The sequence below is a fragment of the Brevundimonas sp. genome (assembly GCF_041919755.1).
GTDB lineage: Bacteria > Pseudomonadota > Alphaproteobacteria > Caulobacterales > Caulobacteraceae > Brevundimonas.
Genome location: NZ_JAYRTD010000013.1, coordinates 44429 through 59452 on the forward strand (window position 1 = coordinate 44429; position 15024 = coordinate 59452).

The following is a 15024-nucleotide window of genomic DNA, read 5'->3' on the forward strand; positions in this document are numbered from 1 at the left end:
GGGGTCGCATCCTGTTTTTAGACGTTCTGACAACGGCCGGAGCGCGCATGCGATCCGGCGTATTCTTGCGTGGCCGTCTCTGACACGCTAGCGCCGCCTTCGCAACGGGCGCAAAGCCGGTTTTGAAGCGACCCGATAGCGCAGACCTGAGGGCCAAGCCGATGAATCCCCTGATATTGATTCCCGCTCGCATGTCGGCGACCCGCCTGCCCGACAAGCCCCTGGCCGACATCGGGGGCAAGCCCATGATCGTGCGGGCCTGGGAACAGGCCATGCTCTCCGGCCTGCCCGTCGCCGTCGCTGCGGGAGATCAAGCGATCGTTGACGTGATCGAGGCCGCGGGGGGTACAGCGGTACTGACCGATCCGGCCCTGCCCAGTGGCTCGGACCGCATTCGGGCCGCCCTCAATCAGCTCGATCCCGACGGTGCGCATGACGCGGTGATCAATCTGCAAGGTGACATGCCGTTCGCCGATCCGGGCCTGGCCACCGCCTGCGCCGCCTTGCTGCATGGCGAGCCGAGCTGCGACATCGCCACCCTGATCGCACCGGAAGCTGACACTTCGGACCGTAGCAATGCGGATGTGGTGAAGGCCGTCGTCGCCTTGGCGGACGGCCAGCATCACGGACGCGCCCTCTACTTCACCCGTTCGACCCTCTATGGCGACGCGCCCGTGTGGCGGCATATCGGCCTGTACGGCTATCGACGCGAGGCCTTGGAACGGTTCTGCGCCGCGCCGCCTTCACCATTGGAAAAACGTGAAAAGCTGGAGCAGCTCAGGGCTCTGGAGATGGGCCTGCAGATCTGGGCCAGCGTGATCGATGAGGCTCCGCTGTCAGTCGACAATCCTGCGGACCTGGAAGTCGCAAGGGCGATCGCCACCGCCGACCGCGCCTAGACCTCGAACCCGTCGACCCACGCCTGCAACAGGGTCCGCGCGATGGCGATGGGTGGCGGAGCCTTGATGGCCGGGTGCCGCCCGGCCAGAACATCGGCGGCTTCTGATCGCGTCAGCCAGGCCACGGCTTCCAGCTCCGTCTGGTCTGGGCGGGCATCGTCGCTGTCGACCTCGGCAACCAAGCCGATCATGAGCTGCGACGGAAACGGCCAGGGCTGGCTGGAGTGGTAGCGCACCGCCGTCACCGTTAGACCGGCCTCTTCCGCAATCTCCCGCGCGCAAGCCTCCTCGATGGTTTCGCCGGGCTCCAGAAATCCGGCGAGCGCCGACATACGGCCCTCGGGCCAGCCGGCCTGACGGCCCAGTAGGCAGATGGGCTCGGGTCCGCCGCGATAGACCGGCAGCATGATCGTCACAGGATCGACGCGCGGGAAATGTTCGCTGCCACAGGCCGGGCAGACGCGTTTCCAGCCCCCGCAGGCGTTTTCGCTTTCGGTGCCGCAGGCGGCGCAAAAGCCATGACGCCTGCGCCAGTCGAACAGGCTCTTGGCCGTTCCCGCCATGGCCGCGTCCGGCCCACTGAGCAGACCCGCCGCCTCGCGCATCTCATGGAAGGTTCCCAGCCCTTGCAGCGGCCCTTGCGTCGGATCGACCGATCCCTCGATCTCGACAGCAAAGACCGGCGCGTCCTTCCACAGCCCCAGGAAGAGCTCCCTATCCGGCACCACGGCCCGGGCGTGTGCCAGCGCCAGCCAGGCCAGACGCGGCTCGTCCCCAGCCTCCAGCAGCGGCCGCCCCTCCCACAGGACCAGGGCCAGGGCGTCGTCGCGCGCGCCCTGCTCCGCCAGCCACTCGGGCTCATTGCGGCGGTCTCCCGCCCGGTCGAGCGGGTTACCGGCAAAGGTGTTGAAAGCGTTCAGGGACATGGCGACCTTTTAACCGTCCGGCGCTTGCATCCACTATCGGAAATCGCGATATTGGGGATGGAGATCGCGGGCGAAGGTTTCGCCAATCTGGTCAGGGCCGGAAGGCAGCAGCCACAACGAATTCCCCTTCGGGTCGCGGTCTCCACCTTCCTCATTTTGGTTGCACTAACGCTCGGCTCTCGAAGCCTCGCTGCTTGAGCGCGTCTGGTAGCGATAGTGCTCGGCTCGCGCAGACTCACTGAATGAGCGCGTGTAGGAATGATCGCAAACTCTTCACGGAACGCTCTGACCGCTGGGCCGCTTGTTTAGCTTCACCTCAAAGGAGCGAGCGGATGAGCATTCTCGGCAAGATCATGGGCAGTATCTTCAAGCGCAAGCCCGAAGAACAGGCTCCCGCGTCACCCGCGCCGACTGGCTCTGCCCCAGCAGCGCCTGCCGCACCCGTGTCCAACGCCGCGGCCACGGCCCCGCAGCCTCAACCCGTCGATGTCGACGGCATCCTGGACTTCATGAACGAGCAGCGGGACCAGAAGCTGAACTGGCGCACCTCCATCGTCGACCTGATGAAGCTGACCGGCATGGACAGCTCCCTGGCCGAACGCAAGGAGCTGGCGGGCGAGCTGGGCTACACCGGCGACACCTCCGATACCGCCACGATGAATGTCTGGCTGCACAAGCAGGTGATCCAGAAAATCAAGGATAACGGCGGCCAGATCCGCGACATGACGGACTGATTTCGCCGGCGATGCGGTGAGGGGGTGCGCAGGTCCCCTCGACCGCGATAAGATTGTCGCCATGAGCGACGCCGACCCGAATCTGGATGGTCCCCCGTGGGACGAAGACGCGCCCGACGTCGAGGAGCGCGATCCCAATACGGACGACATGTTTGGCTCGCCCGAGCCGGTGGGCATGCGCGAGGCCGAGGCGGCGGCGATTCCCGTGACGGCGACGGAACCGGCGACGCAGCCCGCGCCGGACAATGGCCCTTCGGTCCACGTCGATGACGGCGAGGCCTACACCGTCCTGGCTCGCAAATACCGGCCGCGCACGTTCGAAGACCTGATCGGTCAGGAGGCCATGGTCCGGACCCTGACCAACGCCTTCGCCACAGGCCGGATCGCCCATGCCTTCATGCTGACCGGGGTGCGCGGCGTCGGCAAGACTACCACCGCCCGCCTGCTGGCGCGCGCCCTGAACAACGAGACCGACGCCATCGACCGGCCGTCTCTGGCCCTGACGGCGCATGGGCGGCACGACGCCGCCATCATGGCGGGCCAGCACATGGACGTCATGGAGATGGACGCCGCCTCGCACACGGGCGTCAACGACATCCGGGATATTCTGGAGAGCGTCCGCTATGCGCCGGTCGAGGCCCGCTACAAGGTCTATGTCCTCGACGAAGTGCACATGCTGTCCAACCAGGCGTTCAACGCCCTGCTGAAGACGCTGGAGGAGCCGCCGCCCCACGCCAAGTTCATCTTCGCCACCACCGAAATCCGCAAGGTGCCGGTGACGATCCTGAGCCGGTGCCAGCGGTTCGACCTGCGCCGCGTCGAGCCGGAAATCCTGGTCGAGCATCTGGCCCGCATCGCCGATCGCGAAGGCATGCGGATCGAACAGGACGCCCTGGCCCTGATCGCCCGCGCCGCCGAGGGCTCGGTCCGCGACGGCCTGTCCCTGCTGGACCAGGCCCTGGTCCAGGGCGAGCGCGGCGAGACGGTTCAGACCACCACCGTGCGCGACATGCTGGGCCTGGCCGACCGGACGCAGACCATCGCCCTGTTCGAGGCCATCATGGTCGGCCGCACGCCCGAGGCGCTGGAGCTGTTTCGCACGCTGTATGGCTATGGCGCGGATCCGGTGCAGGTGACCAACGACCTGCTGGAACACTGCCACGCCGCCTCGGTCGCAAAGATGCTGGGGCCACAGGCGACGCGCCTGCCCAACGATCAGGCCCAGGCCCTGACGGCGCTGGGGGCCGTGCTGTCGGCGGGCACGCTGGCCCGCGTCTGGCAGATGCTGCTCAAAGCGCTGGACGAGGTGCGTCGTGCACCCAGCCCGGCCGATGCGGTCGAAATGGCTATCGTCCGCCTGGCCTATGCGGCCGACCTGCCCGGCCCGGAAGAGGCGCTGAAGGCCCTGCGCGACGGCGAACCTATGCCGGGTGGCTCTGCGCCCCGTGGAGGTGGCGGCTCGGGTGGCGGCGGCGGTGCCTCGGCACAACTGGCCGCACGCCCGGTGATCGCGCCTGCCCTGCCCGATCCGCAGACCTTCGAACAGGTCGTCGCCCTGATCGGCGAGAAGCGCGAGATCGGCCTGCAGATGGATGTCCAGCGCTACGTGAAGCCCGTCGCCTTCAAGCCCGGAGCCATCACCTATGAGAGCGCGCCGGGTGCCCCTGTCGATCTGGCCCGCAAGCTGTCTTCGCGTCTCAGGGACTGGACCGGCCGGACCTGGCTGATCGCCGCCAACGGCCAGGGCGGCGGCGAGACGATGATCGAGATCGACCGCCGTAAACGTGGTCAGGAACGCGCCGAGATCGAGGCCGACCCCTTCGTCACCGCTGTCATGGCCGCCTTTCCCGGCGCGGTCATCGGCGAGGTGAAGACCATCGCGGCCCCGGTCGAACTGCCGGTCATTCCGGACGAGGCGACGGACGACGACTGATCCGAATGGGTGTTTCGTTGAGGCGCTGAGCGTCCTATCTATCGCCCATGGCAGATCTAAACGCACTCATGAAACAGGCCCAGGCGATGCAGCAAAAGCTGCAGGACGCCCAGGCGAAAATGGCTGAAACGACCGCCGAGGGCACTTCGGGCGGCGGCCTCGTCACCATCGCCCTCAAAGGTCCCGGCGAGATCACGCGCGTGGTCATCGACGACAGCCTGCTGGTTTCCGGCGAAGGCGAGATTCTGGCCGATCTGATCGTGGCGGCCCATGCCGATGCCAAACGCAAGCTGGACGAGGTCAACTCGGCCCTGATGCGCGAGGCCGCCGGGCCCATGGCCGGGATGAACATCCCCGGCATGCCCAAGCTGTTCTGACTTGGCGGCCTCTGCCGGACCCGAGATCGAGCGGCTGATTTCGCTTCTGGCGAAACTGCCGGGCATGGGTCCGCGCTCGGCCCGGCGGGCAGCGCTGGCCTTGCTGAAGAAGCGCGAACAGCTGTTGGTGCCGCTGGCGGCCAGCCTGGCCGAAACGGCGGAAAAGGTGACGTCGTGCAGCGTCTGCGGAGCCCCCGACACGCGCGATCCCTGCTCCATCTGTTCGGACCCTGCGCGGGATAACACCCTGATCTGTGTGGTCGAGGAGGCCGGGGCCCTGTGGGCCATGGAGCGGTCCGGGGCGTTTCGCGGCAAGTATCATGTGCTGGGCGGCCTGCTTTCGGCGCTGGACGGGGTTGGACCCGATGCGCTGAGGGTCGCCGAGCTCGTGGGGCGGGTGCGCGGGGGCGAGGCCAGGGAAGTCGTGCTGGCCCTGCCCGCCACGGTCGATGGCCAGACCACCGCACACTATATCGCCGAGCGGCTGAACGGATCGGGCGTAGAGATCAGCTCTCTGGCGCGCGGCGTGCCGGTCGGGGGCGAGCTGGACTGGCTGGACGACGGCACGATCATCCAGGCGCTGAGGCAGCGTCGACCGGCCTGACACCAAAGCATCAAGCTTGGCCGCTGGCGTTCGGGGCTCACCTGTGGTGAGATGTCGCCGCTCTCCCAGAAGGACTCGCCGAGATGACCTACGACCCCGGCCCCGCACCCGTCACAGGGGATAACCACAAGACGCTGACGATCATCATCTATGTGCTGTCACTGGCCGGGTTCGTGACCGGCGGCATCACGTCCATCATCGCCTTGGTCATCGGTCTGGTGAAGAAGAACGACGTGCGCGGCACGATCTACGAAAGCCATTTCGAGTTCGCCAACTGGACCAACATCTGGATGCTTGTGGCGGGTATCGCGATCTGGATCGTCGGAACGCTGCTGATGCTCGTCCTCATCGGCTTTGTCGTCCTGCCGATCGCCCTGGTGCTGCTGGCCGTCTGGTATGGTGTTCGCCTGATCCTCGGCCTCATCAAGCTGATGGACAATCGCCCGGTCGACAATCCGCGCGGCTTCCTCTTCTAAGGGCTCACGCGCCTCTGATTTTTGCGTCGCCGTGGGGATCGCTCCACGGCGGCGTTTTCGTATCAGCCCTTGCGCGCTTTTCGTCAAGCGCGAACCGGTCTAGGAACGGAGCATGAACATCACCGTCCTGATCCTCGCCGTTGTCTGCGCCGCCCTGGGTACGGGCTTCCTGTGGGCCTTCACCGGCTGGCAGAAGACCCAGGCGCAGCTGATCAGTGCCGAGGATCGCATCGCCCTGGTCGAGGACAGCCGCATCACCATGGCGGACCTCTTGAAAGCCCAGGCCGCGCAGTCGGCACAGGTCGTGGCCGATCATATGGTCAGCCGCGCCACCGAGACCTTCCGCCAGCAGGACCTCCTGGCCCGCGAACGGATGGAGGCCCAGCTCAAGCCGGTCAGCGAGACCCTGGCCAGGTTCCAAGAACACGTGGCGGCCCTCGAGAAAGTGCGCGCCGAAGAGACCGGCGGGCTGAAGGAACAGCTGGCCCTGCTGATGACAGCATCCACCGCCACGCGCGACGAGGCGCGGCGCCTAACGGAGGCGCTGAAGGGCAATACCGGGCGGCGCGGGCGCTGGGGCGAGCAGACCTGCCGCAATGTGCTGGAGGCCGCCGGCATGGCCGGACGGTTCGACTTTCAAGAGCAGACGTCCGAGGCCAATGACGAGGGTCGCCAATCGCGGCCCGACTTCATCGTACGCCTGCCCGGCGGTGGCATGTTCGTGATCGACGCCAAGGTGTCGCTGGCCTTCGGCGACGCCTCGGATGGTGACGAGGAGGCCCAGGCCCGCGCGGCCTCCTTGCGGACCGCCGCCAGCATGAAGACCCACGTCCGCCAGCTATCGTCCAAGGCCTATCAGGACCAGTTCAAGCCCAGCCCCGACTTCGTCGTCATGTTCGTGCCCGGCGACGCCTTCCTGGCCGCGGCCCTGGACCATGAGCCGGAACTGATGACCCAGGCCATGGCCTCGCGCGTGGTCATCGTGACGCCGACCACTCTGTTCGCCCTGTGTAAGGCGGTCGCCTACGGCTGGCGTGCCGAGGAGCAGACGCGCAATGCCGACGAGGTCGCGAAACTGGGCAAGGAACTCTACAAGCGGCTGTCGATCATGGGGGGCCACGCCGCCGCCGTCGGCAGAGCGCTGGACAGCGCGGTCGGCAAGTATAACCAGTTCGTCGGTTCGCTGGAGAGCCAGGTCATGGTTTCCGCCCGACGGTTCGAGGACCTGCAAGTCGATCACGAAGGCAAGGCCCTGCCCGAACTGGGCGTCGTCGATCAGTCGCCGCGCAGCCTCAGCCGACCTGAACTGCTTGCACCGCACGAGACACGAAAACTCGGATAAGCTCCTGACAAGCTCGCTTGACAGGTCGATGTTGTGATGTAAAACATCCTTGTCCTCGCGACAGGGAGATCGTCATGACATCTGGAAAGCCCAGGCGACCGTTCGGTTTGGGAGCTTATCTGGCGGTTCTGGGGCTGACGGCCGTCATCGCCCTGGTCAGCGGCATCATCGCTGCTGTGCTGGAAAGTGTTTTCGGCATCAGAGGGTTCTGGGCAAATGCAGCCCTGCTTCTGGTCGCCATGAGTTGCGCCATGGCTCTGTGTGTCTGGTGGTGGCGCGGCATCGACGAGGCCGCCCGCGAAGCGCACAAATGGGCTTGGTGGTGGGGCGGCACCGGCGGCACGCTGGTGGGTGCCTCCGTGATAATGAGCCTACAGTTGGGCGACACCACCCCGATACAGTCGGCAGACCTGTCCGTAGGCGATGTGGTCGCCGGCAGCATGCTGGCCATCCTGCTGTTCCAGTTGGTTGGCTACAGCATCGCCTGGGCCGCCTGGTGGCTTCGGCATCGGTAGGGGGACAGCATGAACAATCGCCTCAAGGTGCTGCGTGCCGAGCGCAACTGGTCCCAAGCCGAACTGGCCGAGCGGCTGGGCGTGTCGCGCCAGACCGTCAATGCCCTGGAAACCGGTCGCTACGACCCGTCCCTTCCGCTCGCCTTCAAGATCGCCCGCGTCTTCGATCAGGCGATCGAAGCCATCTTCCTCGAAGACTGAAGACCCCTTTCACCTCCCTATCTCCTAACAGGATCAAGACCATGACCTTCGTCTCCCGCCTCAAGTCCACGACAACCGCCGTCAGCCGTCTGGCGCTGGGAGCCGCGCTGGGTCTCGGCCTGGTCGCCGCCATCGTCGGTGCGCCTGCCAAGGCCCTGGCCCAGGCCGCACCGGCCTCCGTCGCCGAAGCGCCCGCCGCTACGCCCTCGCTACGCGCCGTTCCTCAGGCCCAGGGCCAGGGACCCGCACTGTGGGTCATCCGCGACGCCGACTCGACCATCTATCTGTTCGGCACGGTTCATGTGCTTCGTCCCACCACGGCCTGGGGCACGGCCCGGGTCGACGCTGCCTTCGACAGCGCGGATCAGGTCTATCTGGAAATCTCCAACCCCGACGATCAGGCGGCCCTGATTCCCATCATTCAACAGCACGGGCTGGATCCGGCCAATCCGCTGTCGACCCGCCTGACGGCCGAAGAGTTCGCCAAGTTCGACGAAGCGGCCAAGACCATCGGCGCGTCGGGCGCTCAACTCGATGTCTTCCGCCCCTGGTTGGCCGCACTGCAGCTGTCGATGGCTCCCTTGGCCAAGGCTGGGTATGATCCGCAGTCTGGCGTCGAACTGATCCTGAAAGCCCGCGCCGAGGCCGCCGGTAAACCGGTCAAGGGGTTCGAGACTCTGGACCAGCAGATCCGCATCCTGGCCGATATGCCCGAGGACGTTCAGCTGGCCTTCCTGCGTTCGACGCTGGAAGACTACGACGACGCCGCGACCATGCTGGACGGGATGGTCGCGTCCTGGTCGACGGGCGATGTCGATTCCCTGGACCGCGTCATGGTCGAGGAGATGAAGACCGAGATGCCCCAGGTCTATGAAGCTCTGCTGACGCGCCGCAATCAGAACTGGGCTGATCAGATCCAGACACTTCTGGCCGGTTCGGGCACGACATTCATCGCCGTGGGTGCCGCCCATCTGGTCGGTGACGAAAGCGTTCAGTCCATGCTGCAAGACCGCGGTATCGAGGTAGACGAGGCCTCGTAAGGGGGCTGGAGCGGGCGGCGGGAATCGAACCCGCACGAAAAGCTTGGGAAGCTGGAACTTATCCAACCTTCCCAAGCCCTTGGCTCAAAAACCGGGCAGAACCGGTCGCAATCATATCAATGGCTTAGCAGGCGGGTTCAAAACCTATTCTGTCGCTCGAAAGTCCAGGCTGGGCGCTAGCGCCGGTGATGGCTTATGAGAACATTAGCAGAACATTTTTCTTGATCGCGAACCCGGTTCGCCTCTATCACGCCGCTGGGTCGATGGCGTGAGGGAGGATCAAGGCGATGAACGATGAACCCTACGGCCCACACCACCCTGGCTCCAACGCACTCCCCGTCAGCCCGGCTGAGAACGCCCGCATCCTAACCGGCATGATCGCCATGGGCCTGGGCCGCTTCCGGGTCATGTCGGAGCATGAACATCGGCTGGAGTGGGAGCGGCGGTATCGCGGAAAGCGATGACCGACACAGTTATCCAGCTTATCGAGACCGGCGCTCGCGTCACCCGCTACTGCGAGACATGCAAGGATCACGGCGAGATCGATCTCGAGCGCATCCGCAGGGTGAGGGGAGATGACTTCCCCATGCTCGATCACCTGCCGCTGTGCACGAACGGCGATTGCATCGGCATGATCCGGTTTAAGGCCAGCCTCGGCATGCGAAGCCGCTGGCTGATGACCGCGAAAGGTCACGAGCGGTTTCAGAGACATTCCGACTGGGCGTTCACCACAAAGAACATGGCGATCAAGCGTCAGGTTCAGCGAGAGCGGCGGGCAAAGCAAAGCCCCCCGATGCGCGAGGCACCGAGGGGCTAGAGATCATCAGGGGAGGAACGGCGGGGCGCATATTGCCAGGCCACCCCGCGCATCGGCTGGCTCCGCATCAACAGCGCTGGAAGCGGCGCTGCGGTTCCGTGGATTATCTGCGGAAGTAGGCCAGTGTGGGGCTTTTCATCATCCCAGCTTTGGCATCATTCGCAGGTAGCAGCTTCGGCAAATGAGGAAGCGCGCCCGGGTCGCGGCTCTTGAAGTAAGTCGTGCACTTCGGGATCCAGTGCTCCTGAAGGAACTGGACGAACAGCCCGTACATGTCGTTTGGATACTGGCGAGCGGGGAACTCCGATTGCGGCGTCCAATGAACGTAGTAGGTGAAGTTGTCCCGAACCTCTGGATGGTTCGCCTTCAGCCAGTCGCTGAATAGACGTCCTACGCTGTTTTCCGGGCGTATCTCTGTGCCGTTCGCGCTGCGATCCGCGATAGGGTGACCATCGAATTCCATCGGTCCGTAGAGGTGGGTCGCCAGCACCTGGATGACCGAGAAGTGCCCGGCCGCCACGCGGTTGTGGTTCGCGCTGTACCGCTGGAGGAAGAGGGGCTGCTTCGCCGACCCGAAAGACCCAGTCTTCCTGATCTGGGGCAGAACCGTACCGGTCACCCACTTCTTGAACCGCTTGGCCTCTGGTTTGTCGGACCTTAGCACCAAGTTCCAAAGTCCGGACTCGTTGATGATCCGAAGTTTTTGACTGCCGCCAAGGGTGTCGGTTTGAACGACCCCCTTTTCGTCATCATCCAGTCGGCCTGCTGCGTCGCTGGCGTTCTTGATGTCGATGGCTGCACAAACGTCCGCCAAACTAAACCACGGCTCTCCGCCAACATCGAATGTGCGGAACTGATGGTGGTCCTCAGTCTCAAAAATTTTCAGTGCGTACTGCAATGTCTTCGTCCGTTTTTTGTGGCCCTCTGGCCCTAACGGATCGTTGACGAATTCCGCTTAGCGGTGTTTACATCTCGCTCGAGAGAGCTGGCGAAACTCGCTGCCGGTCGATCCAGAACCCGACAGTATCGTCAGAGCAGAGGCCGTCAGTGTTGTCGCACTGGCGGCTTTTCTCGTTCGATATCAACCGTAGGATATGGCACAGATGGCTAACGAGCCGTCAACGGGGTTGACGATCACTTTCTAAGCGAATCCAAAGATGACAGGGGACAGGCCTGTGCATGGCGCTGGCTTGTGATCGGGGGTTCAAGAAAGCCGTTCTGCCGTCGCCAGCCCCGCCGTACCGCACCCAGCCCCATCCACCTTAACTACAGGGCATGCCAGCAGCCGCGCACCCAGTCTAGTTTTGTGGATTTCTACACATTTCCCTTGCGACACCTTCATTCGTGTGTATGAATACACCAATGAAAAGCGCGGACGTGATCAAGGCATTGAAGGCAGCGGGATGGGAGCAAGTCCGTCAGAAGGGCTCGCACTGCCAGTTTCGCAAGCCCGGCTCGCCGAACCTAGTGACCGTCCCTCACCCAAAGCGCGACCTGCCAATCGGCACCTTGCGCTCAATCGAAAAGGCAAGCGGCCTCACCTTCGGGTGAGGCCTTGGAGATAATCATGGCAACGTTGAACTATGTGGCAGTGCTGGAACGCGGACTGAACGGCTCCTTCGGCGTGTTCTTTCCCGATCTGCCGGGATGCGTTTCAGCAGGGCTGTCGGCTGACGAAGCGATGACCGAGGCGCGCGAGGCGCTGGCTCTGCATGTCGAGGGGATGATCGAGGACGGGGCGGTGCTGCCCAAGCCCTCCAGCGTTCACGCGTTCGGCGCAGATGACTTCGAAGGCAGCGATGTCGCAGCCTTGTTCTTCGTTCCTGTCGAAGTGCCGTCGGGGCTGAAGGCTGACGATCCGCCGATGCGGATCAACGTCTCGCTTCCGGAAAGCCTGATCGGAAGGATCGATACCGCTGCTGATGCCAGCGGACTGACACGGTCCGGCCTTCTGGCGGTCGCCGCGCGGCAGTTCCTGACCGACGGTCTGACACGCCGCAGCAGGGTGCGAGAAGCCGCAGCAGGCGTACATGACCGCAGCGCTCTAGCACGGGCCGCGCGCGGGAAAGACTGATCGGCTACCCGGCCAGTCAGTCGTCGGGCGTCTCCCATGCCGCCTGCTGCTGCTGGTACCAGTCCTGCCAGCCGATCAGTTGATCGCGCCAGGCGTAGCACTGGCCGTAGTTGTCGATGACGGTGCCTGCGACGACAGAGAGCGCAATGCCTGAGGGGGCGTCAGCAGGTTGCCCGGTGCCGTCGGGAAGGGTTGGCGCGGCACCGACGGCGGCGGCGTCGTGCAGGCGCACAAAGCCATAAGGCACAGTGTAGGCGCGATCGATCTCAGGCGTGACATAGGAGGGAATCCTCTCGGTAATGGTTCGATAAATGGTTCGGGTTTCGACCTGACGCTGATCGACCGATGCGGCGACGTCCTGGGTGATCTGCGCTGCGTCCTGGGTGCGATCGACCACGATCCGTGCTACCCGCAGATCGGCCTTGGCAGCCTTCAGCGCGGCCTCGGCCGCCATCCAGTCCCTGACCTTCCATGTGCCGCCGGTGCCCAGCGCGATGCCAATCACCAGCACTAGAGCATAGCCCTTCCAGCCTGCGAGGGCAGACAGCAGACGGCTCATCCGACCAACTCGAAGTGCGGGCTATCAGTCTCTCCCCGCTCGCGCGGCTTGCCGTCGCGGTCCCAGTCGGCACCCCATCGCAACCCGATGCCAAGTTCGTTTGCCGCCTGGAACATGGCCTTGGCGATGGCATCGAACTTCGGGAACCGCGTCGGGCCCTCCCAGTCCACGGGATAAGGGGCGAGATCCACCGCGTGCCCGAACCCATCGGACTTGACGAAGTGATTGGACTTCAGCGTCCAGGTCACCTTGATCGACGTTTCCGAGGCGCTGGTAACCGACGGCAACAGGTCGCTCTCATCCGGTGTCGTCAGTCGGGTCGGCACTCGCGCTGACCCATAGCGGGGCGGGGGCGTGCCGGGCGCTGTCGGTGGCGGAGCCGTGCCTGTCTGGGTGAACGCCTCGGTGTATTTGGCATCCGTTTCCTGCCGGTACTTCAGCTTCAGCGAAAAGTCCGCAGGGCTATATTCACGACGCCAGACACGCGCCTTGACCCCATCCAGCAGGAAGGCCGGTTCCGCCCAAACGAAACACTGTCCGGGCTCCAGCGCCAGCATGTAGAGCTTGAACTGGACGGTCCCTTCGCCCTCCCTGTCGTTGGCAAGGGCCAGATAGGTCAGCTGCGCACCCTGGTCGTTTGCCGTCACGAACGGGAAATCATAGCTGCGCACCCGCCGCCCGCCGTCCGCCGCGACCCAGGCAGGGTTCGTCACGGGCGCGAGGGCGGTCATTTCCCAACGATGATCCTCGCTCAGAACGCGACCGATGGCGGTGTTTCACCGCCCTTGTTCCGCACCCTCTGAACCCGCGTAAGGACTTCGAGAGCGACGCCGCCGAGGACGCCCTGAACGAACTGCGCGAGAGCATCCTGCTGCGTGGCCTGATGCAGCCGATCGTCGTTCGCCCAGGACCCGAGGCGGGCACCTGGTGGATCGTCGACGGCGAGCGCCGTTTCCGCGCGATCCAGCAGGCCAACTGGGATGGCGACTGGGATGACGATAAGCCGGTGCCGATCGTCATCCGCGAGGTTGATGACCGCGAACACCTGCTGCTGTCCCTGACCGCCAACCTGCAACGAGCGGACATGACGGCGATCGAGGAAGCCGTCGCCTTTCACGCCTCGGTTCATGACTTCGGCATGGGGACCGAGGACCTCGCCAACGAACTGGGCAAGTCGCAGCGCTACGTCCAGCAGCGCATCGCTCTGCTGAAGCTGTCCGCCGAGGACCAGGAGCGCATGCGCCTGCCGCGTGACCACCCCGACCATCTGTCGTTCAAAGCCGCGCGGGCGCTGTCGCAGACGCCGCGCGAGCCGGAACGGCTAGATCCCCGTAATCCGCATCTTGCGCTCTTCATTGCCGAGATCGCGACCACGGCTGACGAACTGCACGGCGTCTGGGACGGGGCGCTTAAGGTCGAAACCAATCTGGTCTGGCCGGTCGGATGGGAAGACTGGTTCGACTATCGATCGTTCTCTGGCGATCTGAAGCTGAACGCCAAGGCCTGCGCCTGGCTGGCCGAACTCGGCTGGGGCGAGGACGAAGACAAGCTGTATCAAAACCTGGCATCAGCCGCCGGGGAAGTTCGCCGCGACGACGGCGCGTGTATCACCGACGTGCTGCGCGAGGCGTATGGGAGCGGCGAGAAGGCCGCGAATGACGAACCCGGTTCGCCCCCTCCGTCCGACCCGGCACCCGCGCCGTCCTTCGGCTCGTCCCTGACGGACCACGAGGCCCTGCTTCTGGTCGAGATCGCCGACAAGTCCGAACGCGATCCAGACCCCGATCTTGGCAGCGAGGGCTACACACGCGTTCAGGCCGTGCCGGTTTCCGGTGCCGCCGCCAGCCTGGTCGCCCGCAACATCATCGGCTTCCGCCAGCGCGGCGCGGTCGCCTTCGTCACCCCGCGCCTTCATGGGTCCGGCGCGAAGGCTTGGCTGGAGCAAATCGGGTTCTACACCCACCGCGACGACGTGCTGTTCGAGATGCGCACCCGCGTCATCGGCCCGCGCGCTATCGACATGCCCCAGCAATACGCGACGCCCTGGCTGAACCCGCCAGACCCGTTCGCACCGCAATCCGCCGCCACCCCGCAACCGGCACACTCTGACGATCCGGAGCCGACCCAGCCGGAACTGATCGAGGCGACCGAAGAAGAGAAGGCCGCGCGCGCGGCTGCGGAGAACGAGCGACACGCCGATGCGCGTGCCCGTGCGGCCGTTGAACAATACGCCCGCCAGATCGGCGACTGGATGGCCTTCGCCCGCTTCAGGGGCGCGCGGGACTATTTCAACCCGTGCTTCGACGCAGGTCCCGCCCTCTCCCCCGAGGACATGTGCGTCGCGCTGATCAAAGCCGTCGTCAAAGGCGACACCGCCGAAGCTGGGGCCCTGCTGAGCACACTCTCGTTCAGGATCGGCACCCAGAACTCCGCGAAGACCCTCGCGCAGATGCCGACCGATCTGATCGCGCAGGTCGTTGCCGAGGCTCGGGAGACCGATGCGACGGAAGGCGGTGCGCAATGAGCG

The 15024-nt window shown here is 64.8% G+C and carries 19 protein-coding genes and 1 other RNA gene; 16 read left to right on the plus strand and 4 right to left on the minus strand.

What is annotated here, in order from left to right:
* The first annotated feature begins 161 nt into the window (after positions 1-161).
* Positions 162-899, plus strand: a complete 738-nt coding sequence (locus ACE3TH_RS13525) for a 3-deoxy-manno-octulosonate cytidylyltransferase (protein ID WP_374600466.1) — start codon at positions 162-164, stop codon at positions 897-899.
* On the opposite strand, the gene nudC is transcribed toward ACE3TH_RS13525, so the two are convergent.
* Complete coding sequence (nudC, locus tag ACE3TH_RS13530) at positions 896-1825, minus strand: NAD(+) diphosphatase (RefSeq protein ID WP_374600468.1); 930 nt, start codon at positions 1823-1825, stop codon at positions 896-898. The two genes, ACE3TH_RS13525 and nudC, sit on opposite strands and share 4 nt — an antisense overlap.
* A 55-nt stretch (positions 1826-1880) precedes the next feature.
* On the opposite strand from nudC, the gene ffs reads away from it, so the two are divergent.
* From ffs to ACE3TH_RS13590, 12 genes are all read left to right on the plus strand, one after another.
* Positions 1881-1976, plus strand: an RNA gene (gene ffs, locus ACE3TH_RS13535) — signal recognition particle sRNA small type.
* Positions 1977-2157: 181 nt separating this feature from the next.
* Positions 2158-2559 carry a DUF3597 domain-containing protein gene (locus ACE3TH_RS13540; RefSeq protein ID WP_374600470.1) on the plus strand — a complete coding sequence of 134 codons (402 nt, stop codon included), beginning with the start codon at positions 2158-2160 and terminating at the stop codon, positions 2557-2559.
* Between the two features lie 61 nt (positions 2560-2620).
* Entirely contained in the window at positions 2621-4492 is a 1872-nt protein-coding gene (locus ACE3TH_RS13545; RefSeq protein WP_374600472.1) for a DNA polymerase III subunit gamma/tau, read from the plus strand.
* Between the two features lie 47 nt (positions 4493-4539).
* Positions 4540-4869, plus strand: a complete 330-nt coding sequence (locus tag ACE3TH_RS13550) for a YbaB/EbfC family nucleoid-associated protein (protein ID WP_296167823.1) — start codon at positions 4540-4542, stop codon at positions 4867-4869.
* 1 nt (position 4870) lies between these two features.
* Positions 4871-5473 carry a recombination mediator RecR gene (recR, locus tag ACE3TH_RS13555; RefSeq protein ID WP_374600474.1) on the plus strand — a complete coding sequence of 201 codons (603 nt, stop codon included), beginning with the start codon at positions 4871-4873 and terminating at the stop codon, positions 5471-5473.
* An 83-nt stretch (positions 5474-5556) separates the two neighbouring features.
* Complete coding sequence (locus ACE3TH_RS13560) at positions 5557-5949, plus strand: DUF4870 domain-containing protein (protein ID WP_374600476.1); 393 nt, start codon at positions 5557-5559, stop codon at positions 5947-5949.
* Between the two features lie 112 nt (positions 5950-6061).
* A complete protein-coding gene (locus ACE3TH_RS13565) occupies positions 6062-7291 on the plus strand; it encodes a DNA recombination protein RmuC (RefSeq protein ID WP_374600478.1) in 1230 nt (409 codons plus the stop codon).
* 74 nt (positions 7292-7365) lie between these two features.
* Entirely contained in the window at positions 7366-7806 is a 441-nt protein-coding gene (locus ACE3TH_RS13570; RefSeq protein ID WP_374600480.1) for a hypothetical protein, read from the plus strand.
* 9 nt (positions 7807-7815) lie between these two features.
* Positions 7816-8007 (plus strand): helix-turn-helix transcriptional regulator, encoded by a 192-nt coding sequence (locus ACE3TH_RS13575; RefSeq protein WP_292171488.1) that lies wholly within the window; start codon positions 7816-7818, stop codon positions 8005-8007.
* 41 nt (positions 8008-8048) lie between these two features.
* Positions 8049-9047, plus strand: a complete 999-nt coding sequence (locus tag ACE3TH_RS13580; protein ID WP_374600482.1) for a TraB/GumN family protein — start codon at positions 8049-8051, stop codon at positions 9045-9047.
* A 287-nt stretch (positions 9048-9334) separates the two neighbouring features.
* Positions 9335-9511, plus strand: a complete 177-nt coding sequence (locus ACE3TH_RS13585) for a hypothetical protein (RefSeq protein ID WP_374600484.1) — start codon at positions 9335-9337, stop codon at positions 9509-9511.
* Positions 9508-9864, plus strand: a complete 357-nt coding sequence (locus ACE3TH_RS13590) for a hypothetical protein (protein ID WP_374600486.1) — start codon at positions 9508-9510, stop codon at positions 9862-9864. Before ACE3TH_RS13585 ends, ACE3TH_RS13590 begins: the two co-directional genes overlap by 4 nt.
* Before the next feature lie 103 nt (positions 9865-9967).
* On the opposite strand, the gene ACE3TH_RS13595 is transcribed toward ACE3TH_RS13590, so the two are convergent.
* The gene (locus ACE3TH_RS13595; protein ID WP_374600487.1) at positions 9968-10762 is read right to left on the minus strand and encodes a Bro-N domain-containing protein; all 795 of its coding nucleotides are present in this window, start codon (positions 10760-10762) and stop codon (positions 9968-9970) included.
* 464 nt (positions 10763-11226) lie between these two features.
* On the opposite strand from ACE3TH_RS13595, the gene ACE3TH_RS13600 reads away from it, so the two are divergent.
* A complete protein-coding gene (locus ACE3TH_RS13600) occupies positions 11227-11415 on the plus strand; it encodes a type II toxin-antitoxin system HicA family toxin (RefSeq protein WP_374600489.1) in 189 nt (62 codons plus the stop codon).
* 16 nt (positions 11416-11431) lie between these two features.
* Positions 11432-11938, plus strand: coding sequence for a type II toxin-antitoxin system HicB family antitoxin (locus tag ACE3TH_RS13605; protein WP_374600491.1), 507 nt, complete (start codon positions 11432-11434; stop codon positions 11936-11938).
* 16 nt (positions 11939-11954) lie between these two features.
* On the opposite strand, the gene ACE3TH_RS13610 is transcribed toward ACE3TH_RS13605, so the two are convergent.
* Positions 11955-12497, minus strand: a complete 543-nt coding sequence (locus ACE3TH_RS13610) for a hypothetical protein (RefSeq protein ID WP_374600493.1) — start codon at positions 12495-12497, stop codon at positions 11955-11957.
* Positions 12494-13228: a hypothetical protein gene (locus ACE3TH_RS13615; RefSeq protein WP_374600530.1), complete on the minus strand. Its 735-nt coding sequence runs from the start codon at positions 13226-13228 to the stop codon at positions 12494-12496. The genes ACE3TH_RS13610 and ACE3TH_RS13615 overlap by 4 nt, the downstream gene beginning before the upstream one ends.
* Between ACE3TH_RS13615 and ACE3TH_RS13620 the strand changes: the two genes are divergently transcribed.
* Positions 13135-15021 (plus strand): ParB/RepB/Spo0J family partition protein, encoded by a 1887-nt coding sequence (locus ACE3TH_RS13620; RefSeq protein WP_374600495.1) that lies wholly within the window; start codon positions 13135-13137, stop codon positions 15019-15021. The genes ACE3TH_RS13615 and ACE3TH_RS13620 overlap by 94 nt on opposite strands.
* The last annotated feature ends 3 nt before the right edge of the window (positions 15022-15024 follow it).

Excerpts from the sequence above, each read along its gene's own strand:
- ACE3TH_RS13525 (WP_374600466.1), top strand. The coding sequence starts at position 162 with ATGAATCCCCTGATATTGATTCCCGCTCGCATGTCGGCGACCCGCCTG.
- nudC (WP_374600468.1), bottom strand. The coding sequence starts at position 1,825 with ATGTCCCTGAACGCTTTCAACACCTTTGCCGGTAACCCGCTCGACCGG.
- ACE3TH_RS13540 (WP_374600470.1), top strand. The coding sequence starts at position 2,158 with ATGAGCATTCTCGGCAAGATCATGGGCAGTATCTTCAAGCGCAAGCCC.
- ACE3TH_RS13545 (WP_374600472.1), top strand. The coding sequence starts at position 2,621 with ATGAGCGACGCCGACCCGAATCTGGATGGTCCCCCGTGGGACGAAGAC.
- ACE3TH_RS13550 (WP_296167823.1), top strand. The coding sequence starts at position 4,540 with ATGGCAGATCTAAACGCACTCATGAAACAGGCCCAGGCGATGCAGCAA.
- ACE3TH_RS13560 (WP_374600476.1), top strand. The coding sequence starts at position 5,557 with ATGACCTACGACCCCGGCCCCGCACCCGTCACAGGGGATAACCACAAG.
- ACE3TH_RS13565 (WP_374600478.1), top strand. The coding sequence starts at position 6,062 with ATGAACATCACCGTCCTGATCCTCGCCGTTGTCTGCGCCGCCCTGGGT.
- ACE3TH_RS13570 (WP_374600480.1), top strand. The coding sequence starts at position 7,366 with ATGACATCTGGAAAGCCCAGGCGACCGTTCGGTTTGGGAGCTTATCTG.
- ACE3TH_RS13575 (WP_292171488.1), top strand. The coding sequence starts at position 7,816 with ATGAACAATCGCCTCAAGGTGCTGCGTGCCGAGCGCAACTGGTCCCAA.
- ACE3TH_RS13580 (WP_374600482.1), top strand. The coding sequence starts at position 8,049 with ATGACCTTCGTCTCCCGCCTCAAGTCCACGACAACCGCCGTCAGCCGT.
- ACE3TH_RS13585 (WP_374600484.1), top strand. The coding sequence starts at position 9,335 with ATGAACGATGAACCCTACGGCCCACACCACCCTGGCTCCAACGCACTC.
- ACE3TH_RS13590 (WP_374600486.1), top strand. The coding sequence starts at position 9,508 with ATGACCGACACAGTTATCCAGCTTATCGAGACCGGCGCTCGCGTCACC.
- ACE3TH_RS13600 (WP_374600489.1), top strand. The coding sequence starts at position 11,227 with ATGAAAAGCGCGGACGTGATCAAGGCATTGAAGGCAGCGGGATGGGAG.
- ACE3TH_RS13605 (WP_374600491.1), top strand. The coding sequence starts at position 11,432 with ATGGCAACGTTGAACTATGTGGCAGTGCTGGAACGCGGACTGAACGGC.
- ACE3TH_RS13610 (WP_374600493.1), bottom strand. The coding sequence starts at position 12,497 with ATGAGCCGTCTGCTGTCTGCCCTCGCAGGCTGGAAGGGCTATGCTCTA.
- ACE3TH_RS13615 (WP_374600530.1), bottom strand. The coding sequence starts at position 13,228 with ATGACCGCCCTCGCGCCCGTGACGAACCCTGCCTGGGTCGCGGCGGAC.